We start from the raw sequence: 7,803 nt of genomic DNA on the forward strand, positions 1-7,803 counted from the left end.
AGTTCAGCCCTTGGAAGGGCCCTGGCCGCGCCCGAACAGCACCGAAAGCAATTCGGGCCGCTGCTTGAGGCTGTCGATGGCCACGGCGAGGATGATGACCACGCCCTTGATCAGCAGCTGGGTGAAGAACTGGACATTGAGCAGGATGAGGCCTGTGGTCAGGACACCAAGGATCACAGCGCCAATGAGCGTGCCGACGATGCGTCCCCGGCCGCCGACAAGGCTGGTGCCGCCCAAAACCACGGCGGCGATGGCGTCGAGTTCATATCCCGTGCCGGCGGTAGGTTGGGCCGAGATGACGCGCGCCGCAAAGATGACGCCGGCCAGACCAGCACAGATACCAGCAACCACATAGACCGACAGGATGATCCGGTTGACCTGAACGCCGGCAAGGCGTGCTGCCTGGGCATTGCCCCCCACGGCATACACATGGCGGCCATAGCGAGTGCGTTCGAGCACGAACCAGGCAACCAGGAACACCGCGACCATGGCAATGACCGGCACCGGGATGCCGAGCAGGTAGCCGTTGCCCAGGTCCTTGAAATTGAGATCGCTTGAAACGATCGGCTGGCCATTGGTGATCGTATAGGCGAGGCCACGCAGGAACGTCATCGTGCCCAATGTGACGATGAACGGCGCGAGGGCGAGATAGGCGGTGAGTACGCCATTGACGAGGCCGCAGGCACCACCCACAGCCATGCCGATGACCACGGCGACCGGCGCCGGTACGCCAGCGATGGCGGCGATAACTGCCACCACACCCGAAACCGCGACGATAGAGCCGACGGAAAGATCAATGCCGCCGGTGAGGATGACGAAGGTCAATCCGGCGGCAAGGATGGCGTTGACCGAGATGGAGCGGGCGATGTTGAGCAGGTTGTCGACGCGATTGAAGTTCGGCGCGAAGATCGACATCAGCACGACGAGCAGTATCAGCACCATCAGGATTCCGACCCGATCCCACCACCAGGCGAAGTCGAACTGATTGCTTTGCTTTGCCGCCGCCTCGGCGACCGGTTCCGGACTGGCGTTCATGGCTGGGTTCCCGGGTTGGAGGTCTGGTGATTTGCGCCCGCGCCTACCGCGTATCGCATGACATTTTCTTCGCTGGCCTCATCGGCCTGCAATTCCTTGACGATCTTGCCGCCACGCACGACCAGCACGCGGTCGGCAATGCCGATTGCCTCGGGCAGATCGGATGAAATGACGAGGATCGCCTTGCCGGCTCGCGCCAAGGCATCGATGAGTTCGTAGATCTCGCGCTTCGCGCCGATATCGACACCGCGCGTCGGCTCATCGAGGATCATCACGGGCGAGTCTCGCAAGAGCCAGCGCGCGAGGGCGGCCTTTTGCTGATTGCCGCCAGAGAGGGCCCGCGTCGGCAGGTCGATGGCGTTCTTGCGCAGCCGAAGCCGCTCCATCTGTTCAAGGACGGACTTCCGCACGGCGCCGTCGCGAACGACTTCGCCAGACACGAACTGATCGAGCGACGAGATGGAAATGTTGCGCTCGACGCTGTGGTCGAGGAACAGGCCCTGCCCCTTGCGATCTTCGGGCACCATGGCCAGACCATCGGCAATGGCTTTCGACGGATCGGCCGGATTGCTCGGCCTTCCGTTGACCTGCACCGCGCCACCGCTGCGCCGATCGGCACCAAAAATCAGCCGTGCCAATTCGGTGCGGCCGGAACCGACAAGCCCGGACATGCTGACGACTTCGCCGGCGCGTACCTGGAAACTGGCAGGTCCGAGCCCTGTCGCCTCGATGTCTTTTACATCGAGCACCACATTGCCGGGGGTGCGCGGCTCATGGCGATAGAGATCGCCGATGGAGCGACCGACCATCATGCGGACGACGTCGGCTTCGCTCATTTCGGCGCGGGTGCCGGTGCCGACATAGCCGCCATCACGGAAGACGGTGATGCGGTCGGCAAGCTGCCAGACTTCTTCCATGCGATGGGAAATGTAGATCAGGCCCACGCCTTCGGCGCGCATGCGGTTGACCACCGCGTAAAGCTCCTGCGCCTCGGCGCGCGATAGCGCGGCCGTCGGTTCATCGAGCACGAGCACGCGCGCATTCTCGCTGACGGCGCGCGCGATCTCCACCATCTGCTGCATGCCGATGCCCAGCGAACCGAGCGGACGAGTGGGGTCGATATCGGCGTGAATGCGGGCCAGTTTCTCGCGGGCGTCGCGCAGGACCCGACCACGGTCGAGCACGCCAAAGCGATTGCGCGGCTCCTGGCCGAGCGAAAGGTTCTCGGCCACGGTCATGGCCGGAACGGTATTGAGTTCCTGATGGATGATGGCGATGCCCTGGGCACGCGCATCGCGCGGCGAGCGGATTTCCACCGGCTGGCCATCGATCAAGATCGATCCCGCGTCTCGCTGGATATTACCCGCTAGGATCTTCATCAGTGTGGATTTGCCAGCCCCGTTTTCACCCATGAGCGCCAGGACTTCGCCGGCCCGCAGGTCGAGGCGAACGTCGTTCAGGGCCAATGTGGCCCCGAAACGTTTGGTGATGCCGGTCAGCTCCAGCAGTGGCTTATCCATGTTTTGCCTCCGTAAAGGTGTGGCCGGAGCGAGGGAGCACGCTCCGGCCGTTCGGCTGGTACGAGGGACTTACCAGCCGGGGTACTCGGCGACGTTGTCACGCGTAACCAGCACGCTGGGGATCAGCACATTGGTTTCGGTCAGCGTCTGGCCTTCGGTGATGGAAACGGCTGCCTTGACGGCCTGACGCACCATTTCGCCGGGGTTCTGGGTTGCGGTGCCGATGAAAGGCGAACCCTCTCGGTTGAGTTCCTGCACGGCTTCCGGGCTGCCATCGACGCCGGTTACCTTGATCTGCGAGGACTTGCCGGCCTGTTCGACGGCCAGCACAGCACCGAGAGCCGAGGGGTCGTTCATGCCGAAAATGCCGGTGACGTCCGGGTGGGCGGTCAGCATGTCGGTGGTGACGGACATGCCCGAAGCACGGTCATTGCGCGACGCCTGCTGGCCGACGATCTTGATGTCGGGATAGTTGGCGGCGACGTTCTTGCAGCCGGTGATGCGATCGATGATGGTCTGGATCGGCGTACCATCGACGAGCAGAACCTCGCCCTTGCCGCCCATCTGGTCGAAGAGATAGGTGCACGAGACTTCGCCAGCCTGAACGGCATTGGTCTGGAACACCGCATCGGCGCCAACGGCCGGAGTATCGACAGCCATGACGATGATGCCGGCTGCCTTGGCGCGCTCGATTGCCGGAGCAATGCCGGCCTGATCGACGGCCGAGATCACGATGAGATCAACACCCTGCTGAATGAAGGCGTCAATCTGTGTGTTCTGGTTGGCGAGGTCGAGCTGGGCGTCCTGGGTATTGAGCGTTGCGCCGATTTCGGCTGCGGCTTCCTTTGCGCCCTTTTCCATGGCGGCAAAGAAGGGGTTGGACATATCCTGAACCATCAGGCCGATCTGTTCGATCTTGGCGGGCGTGTCCTGGGCGACTGTTGGCACCAGGCCCGCAGCGAGAGCCAGAGCCGAAAGTGCGATCATGCTAAACGTTTTGGATTTCATTTAGGGTCCTCCGTTCTCGGTCCTTCTCAATGCGCGGACCGACTTGCGCGTTGCTGCCGCCTAAGGGTGGCGGATTAGAAAATCGCTAGGTGCCGGGCCTGCCATGCGCGCAGCCACAGGACTGGCGTATGATCAGCTCGGCGCCGACCTGTTTCTGATGCTCGGGGCGATAGACGGGAACACTGCCCTGCCCGCGCTTTTCAGAGGCATCCTGCGCGAGCACGATCTCGGACAGGGTTCTTGCCGCCTCCTGGCCGATCTCTCCGCTTCGCTCGTTGAGAAGCGTCAGGGGCGGGTGGATGAGATTAGACCAGGCGAATTCGTCATAGCCGACGACGGCAATGTCATTGGGGACGCTCAGGCCGCGCAGGCGGAAATGCTCGAGGGCGCCAAGCAGCATTGGGTTGTTGCCGGCGATGAGCACATCTGGGAGTTGCCCCGATGTGTCGAGATAGTTCTTCAGCGCCTGGCTCGCAGACACCGCGTCGTTGGCGCTTTCGACGACGGTTAGGACCGCACCGGCATTCGCCGCGGCATCGCGCAAGCCATGCTCGCGCTCGACACGGGTCGACCAGATGGCGGGATAGGCGAGGAATAGCCAATGCTTATAGCCATGGTCCGCCAGATGATCGCCGACCAGCATACTGGCCTGATAGTTGTCGGTGGTGACGCTAGGCAGGTCTGGCGCTTCGGCAGGCGCCGAAGAGTCGACGAAGACCACCGGAATGTCCCACTTGGACAGCAGGTCGGTATTTTCCTTGCGAAGCGTCAGGGTCGAAATGACACCAGCCACGCGCGCTTCGATCAGGCGGCGAACGGTGCGATCTTCCTGCGCCGCATCGTAGTGACCATCCACCGCAACGTCGGCGATGATGACGGTCCAGGCGAGCGACTGCACCATGCTCTGGATGCCACCGATCAGATCGAGATAGTAAGAGTTAGAGGTGCTGGCGGTGATGAGGCCAACCGAGTCCCGATTGGTTCGGCGCAGATCCTGCGCGGCGCGATTGGGGATGTAGCCGATGTCATTGGCGGCAGCGAGGACACGTGCACGGCTCTCGTCCGAAACGCCCTCTGCACCGCGCAGCGCCTGCGAGATCGTATAGGTCGAAAGTCCCGTCAATCTGCTGATGTCGCGTATCGTGGGGCGCGCCATGAAATCCTCCCGGCGCTCCATTTGCGGATGCGCCTAAACGTTTATTTGCATAGCTACCATGCAATGAAGAGTCAACTAAACGTTTTGGCGACGTGATGTGCGCGGTTGAGAGTTTGTGTAGGATCGCGAGATGGGCACGCAGGGCGGCGCTTTTATACCTGTCTAAAGCGCGCCCCATTCCGGCCGTTCAGTACCCGTCTAAGCTTTCCTAAAAGCTGCCATCCCTTACACTCGTGCCCCACGGCTGAAACGGGGTGGGAAGGGGATAGGCAGGTTTTGGCCAGCTGCGCCGGGAAAGCTGCCCTTTACGTTCGGACAGGAGTGCCGCGTTTGACTCCTGCAAGGCACACACCTTGCTTGGACAAGCTGCATTAAGCCTTCACGTACCCCATGCCCTCAACGATCTTTCCGTCGCGGACGCGCATGATATTGACGCCTCGAACCCGGTCCCCTTCGTGCTCGCTCCAGCGAAGCTCCCAACGGAGAATCCCGCGATCGCCCATCGCGAAGATTTCCTCATTTTCGAAGATAAGGTTGGTGGACGATGCCAGGCCCTTCCAGAAAGTGAGGCAAGCGTCACGACCTTCGTAGCGTGCTCCATCCGGGGCCGGCGCCGTATTTTCAAGAACGCAGCCTTCCCCGATGAGATCATCTAGGTCTTGGGGGCGATGCTTCCCAAATGCGGAATTGAAGCGTTCCATAATTTCGCGGGTAGATTGGCTTTCAGGGGTCATTTTTTCACTCATTGAGTTTTGGAGCCGCCATCGCCCCCATCGTCTAAACGGTTTGGGCAAAATCGATGGCCAAGGAGGTCACGCTGACAGTGCTGCCTGTTGAACTATCCGGTCTTCAAAGGGCCGGCGGCCTTGTAGGTAATGAGGACGATGCCGGATGGCATTGCTTTCGTGCTGACGAGCTCGAGTGAGCGGGCCGGGGTTCCCTCCGCAAAGAAGCGCTTTCCCGTGCCCAACAGGATCGGGTAGACGACCAGCAGGATTTCATCCGCAATCGCATGTTCGAGCAGCGTCGATGTCAACGTGGAGCTACCCCAGAGGATAAGGTCTGGACCGTCCTTCGACTTGATGCGGCTAATTCCCTCGACGATGCCTGATCCAACGCCCTCGAACGGGCCCCATTCAAGGCTCTCCGGACGGTGGGTAACGACGTATTTTGTTGCAGCATTGATGCCGTCCGCCATCGGACTGCCTGAAGCATTTGCCCAGGAGTCCGACCAGATATCGTAGGTGCGACGGCCAAGCAGCAGATCGAAGCTCTCGCCTTGCGCAGCGAGGACTGCAGCAAGGCCAGCTGGGGTTCGATAGGGCGCAATCCAGTCACTATAGGGAAAATCGCCCTCGTCGGCGGTGTGTTGGATCACGCCGTCCAGCGAGATGTGTTCGATGATCTTGAGCTTTCTCAACTTCTGTCTCCGTGTTCGGGGGGTCTATTCTGTTGAAGGAGCGCACCTCACGGGAACCCCATGCAATGGTCATTCTGGTAGGGGTGCCGACTCACCGGGTGTTTTGGCATACGCCAGCGCTTCGACGATCCGGCTGCCTTGGACACGGATCAAGCTGACGCCGCGAATTGAGCTTCCACCGCCGAAATGAAAGCGCCACAGGATGTTAGCCCGGTCGCCCATAACAACAGTGTCTTCGACCTCGAAGTGGTTGACGCGGTCGGTCGCCATCGCCTGCCAGAACGTTAGATTGAGGTCGTAGCCTTCGTAGCGCGTCCCGTTCGGCGCCGGCTGGATCGATTCCATCACGCAATCTGGTGCGATCAAGTCTTCCAAAATCGCCGGATCGTGTTCCTGGAACGCTTGGTTGAAGCGGCGGATGACCTCGGATGTTTCCCTCGAAGGCATGAAATCTCCTTATAGACAGATCTGTCTACCCCTTGTAGTGCACAGACCTGTCTGTTATTGTCAAGCGGTGATGCAAAAAAGATCTTCCGGACACCCTGAAACGCCTGCCGCCCGTCGCCGTTTGCTCGACACCGCGACGCGCCTTTTCTACGAAGGGGGCATCCATACTGTCGGCATCGACCGCATTATCGCGGAAGCCGGGGTGGCCAAAGCGACATTCTACAAACATTTTCCATCAAAGGATGATCTCGTCGTTGCCTATCTCGAAGAGATAGATCGGCTCGGCCGCGCGGCAGTGGCAGCGCTACCAAAGCAACCTCCTCGGAAAATGGTTTCTGCTGTCATGGGGCGTATCAGCGAGGCGGTGACCGCCGGAGGCTGGCGAGGATGTCCATTCCTCAACGCGGCGGCAGAATACCCCGATCCGAACAGTCCAGTGCGCCAGGTGATCAATGCGCGACGCCTCTGGTATCACGACAGCCTCCAGAACCTTCTTGAACAGGAAGGCGATCCAACGCCCTCCGTTACCGCTTCCCTCCTCGTGGCTCTTTCGGACGGCCTGCTGGAGAGCGCCTATCTGGATGATGCCGAAAGCGTACCCTCCCTCGTCCGCGAGGCCGTGGCCAGACTGCTGGATCGTTCATGAGCGCCGCGCGTCAGTAGCTTGCGTTTTGCCTTCCCAGCCCGAACGTCAGCGGGTTGCGATAGCGTTCGTCAAGGAAGTGGGTCGGTGACGACCTGAGTCCCAAGGGTGTTTTCAGCGGCGCGCCAACGGCGCGCCGCTGGCCTTGCATCCAGCGCGCGATTGCTCACGCCCCCATAACGCAGTGGGATCCAATTAACGATAGCAGCTATTCCAAGCCCGTTCCTAAAAAGTTATCGGTCCGCAAACGGCAATGGATCTGGCTTCATTAAGAGCTGAGCCAGGGCAGGTTTCAGGCGGTAAAAAAAGCATACTGAACGGCGGCATTGGGGTCGAATGCAGCCAGTCAGAGACGCGCCCTTTCCGGTCGTCGAAGTTGGACTGGAGAGTACCCGAAAGCTGACACTTCACCGGAGATCGGAGGCGTCTCAGAATGGGTGTTCCCGGCCTTGGCAGCTGGACACCCGCAAAAACTGGGTCAATGAGAGCGGCGGCGGCATGATGCCAGTGTGGGATCAGTGCTTTCGGCAAGTTTGGCGCTTCTGCTGCGGGCTGCTGCGCCAGGATCAGGCGC

Annotated in this window: 8 protein-coding genes; 1 reads left to right on the plus strand and 7 read right to left on the minus strand. The window is 60.8% G+C overall.

The genetic code is table 11. The annotated features are described in order from the left end of the window. Positions 1-3: 3 nt before the first annotated feature. From IC608_RS14460 to IC608_RS14490, 7 genes are all read right to left on the minus strand, one after another. Positions 4-1,035, minus strand: a complete 1,032-nt coding sequence (locus IC608_RS14460) for an ABC transporter permease subunit (protein WP_191776880.1) — start codon at positions 1,033-1,035, stop codon at positions 4-6. After that, positions 1,032-2,555, minus strand: coding sequence for a sugar ABC transporter ATP-binding protein (locus IC608_RS14465; RefSeq protein ID WP_191776882.1), 1,524 nt, complete (start codon positions 2,553-2,555; stop codon positions 1,032-1,034). The genes IC608_RS14460 and IC608_RS14465 overlap by 4 nt, the downstream gene beginning before the upstream one ends. Positions 2,556-2,624: 69 nt before the next feature. Continuing rightward, positions 2,625-3,563, minus strand: coding sequence for an ABC transporter substrate-binding protein (locus IC608_RS14470; protein ID WP_191776884.1), 939 nt, complete (start codon positions 3,561-3,563; stop codon positions 2,625-2,627). 85 nt (positions 3,564-3,648) lie between these two features. After that, complete coding sequence (locus IC608_RS14475) at positions 3,649-4,719, minus strand: LacI family DNA-binding transcriptional regulator (protein ID WP_191776886.1); 1,071 nt, start codon at positions 4,717-4,719, stop codon at positions 3,649-3,651. A 371-nt stretch (positions 4,720-5,090) separates the two neighbouring features. Beyond that, the gene (locus IC608_RS14480; protein WP_191776888.1) at positions 5,091-5,453 is read right to left on the minus strand and encodes a nuclear transport factor 2 family protein; all 363 of its coding nucleotides are present in this window, start codon (positions 5,451-5,453) and stop codon (positions 5,091-5,093) included. 104 nt (positions 5,454-5,557) lie between these two features. After that, positions 5,558-6,139, minus strand: coding sequence for a dihydrofolate reductase family protein (locus tag IC608_RS14485; RefSeq protein ID WP_191776890.1), 582 nt, complete (start codon positions 6,137-6,139; stop codon positions 5,558-5,560). Between the two features lie 69 nt (positions 6,140-6,208). Next, positions 6,209-6,586 (minus strand): nuclear transport factor 2 family protein, encoded by a 378-nt coding sequence (locus IC608_RS14490; RefSeq protein WP_191776891.1) that lies wholly within the window; start codon positions 6,584-6,586, stop codon positions 6,209-6,211. 121 nt (positions 6,587-6,707) lie between these two features. Here IC608_RS14490 and IC608_RS14495 point away from each other — a divergent pair, with 121 nt between their 5' ends. After that, the gene (locus IC608_RS14495; RefSeq protein ID WP_248306381.1) at positions 6,708-7,232 is read left to right on the plus strand and encodes a TetR/AcrR family transcriptional regulator; all 525 of its coding nucleotides are present in this window, start codon (positions 6,708-6,710) and stop codon (positions 7,230-7,232) included. Positions 7,233-7,803: the final 571 nt, after the last annotated feature.

The organism is Devosia oryzisoli (assembly GCF_014837245.1).
Taxonomy (GTDB): Bacteria; Pseudomonadota; Alphaproteobacteria; order Rhizobiales; family Devosiaceae; genus Devosia; species Devosia oryzisoli.